This is a genomic window from Acinetobacter sp. TWP2-2-3, from assembly GCF_049896445.1.
Taxonomy (GTDB): domain Bacteria; phylum Pseudomonadota; class Gammaproteobacteria; order Pseudomonadales; family Moraxellaceae; genus Acinetobacter.
Genome location: NZ_JAFCUI010000029.1, coordinates 1 through 1,239, shown reverse-complemented (window position 1 = coordinate 1,239; position 1,239 = coordinate 1). Strand labels below are relative to the sequence as shown.

1 protein-coding gene and 1 pseudogene are annotated in these 1,239 nt (G+C 43.3%); both read right to left on the bottom strand.

What is annotated here, in order from left to right:
* Positions 1-37 precede the first annotated feature (37 nt).
* Positions 38-271, bottom strand: a complete 234-nt coding sequence (locus ACP7AK_RS15305) for a hypothetical protein (RefSeq protein ID WP_034429840.1) — start codon at positions 269-271, stop codon at positions 38-40.
* A gap of 101 nt (positions 272-372) precedes the next feature.
* A pseudogene (locus ACP7AK_RS15300) lies at positions 373-1,239 on the bottom strand (MobQ family relaxase); the annotation flags it as partial.

Sequence of the window (1,239 nt, the reverse complement as noted above, 5' to 3'; positions counted from 1 at the left end):
ATAAAGGATTACAGCTTAATTAAAAGCATTTAAAAGCTTAAAAATAATTAAAAGCCCAGGGAGTAAAAAATTGCCCTTGGTTTTCGCTTCGCTCAAACTCTATTGAATCTCGCTTTCGCTCGATTCGTCGGGGCAATTTTTGGTTCATATTTTCGTGAATTTGAGAAAAAGCAAAAGCAAGATCAAAAGCAGCTCGGAATTCGCTTCGCTCATGAGCTTTTTTTCTCGCTACGCTCGATTTAAGAATCAAATTTGGAAAGTTCGCACCCATGCGGGATGCTCTGTAGGGTAGGTGATTAATGGATAGGGAGCTTGTAATCAGGGAAAGGGATGGGCAAATTTTCTCAGTTCGCTCGTAGACACTCGCTCTGTTTAGCGACTCATGCCACGAGATTTCATTTTAGGCGCATGTTGCTGTGCTTTGAGCTGTTGTTCCTGTCTGAGTTTCATCTGTTGTTCTGCTTTGATCTCATCCACACATTTTTTAATGACTTGATAGGATGGGTATAGAGTCTGGTATTGCTTGGCTTTGGCTGGATGTTGTTGTTGGTACTGCTTCCAGGCATGTTCTTTAAACTTTTCATTTTCCAATAAATCCTTCACACCATGTTTTTTCTGGTGTTCATGCTGACCTTTCAGCTTTTTGTGCTCCTGGTAAATCGCATCACGTTGGGCTTCCCAGGCTTTTTTTCCAAACAGTAAGGGTTTGTTCTGAGTTAATTCGTTGTGTTGATCGACCAGGCTTTGCAATTTGTCATGACTTTGCTTGAGTCCGCTTTTCACGATCTCCTGGGCAAGCTGCTGATTGAACTCATTTTGATGTTTGTGGTGCTTGGTCAGGGTTATTTCGGCTTGTTTGAGATTACGCTGCATGAAATCCAGGTCTAGATTCGCGTCTTTTGCGCTGATTTCGCGTTTTAGCACTTTGCCAAGGGTTTCCCTCTGTTTTTCCTCAAACAGGGCTTTTTCGTCAATTGGTGGCGTTTTAGCGCTATTTTTGATTTGGATCTGCTGTTCTGTTTTCAGTGTGCTGAGTTTGATCTCATTTTCAGCAATCAGCAGATCCATATTTTTGCTGTATTGCAGCTGAGCCTGATTTCTCTGTTTGATTTCGTCATTGCTTCGGCTGATTTCGGTCTCAATCCCTTTTCGGCGCAGTTCGGTGACTTTCGGCCCTTCGTGCAGCGTGGCTTCTAAACCATTCTCCTGGTCTTTGTAGCTGCGGTGGTCGACTCGGGC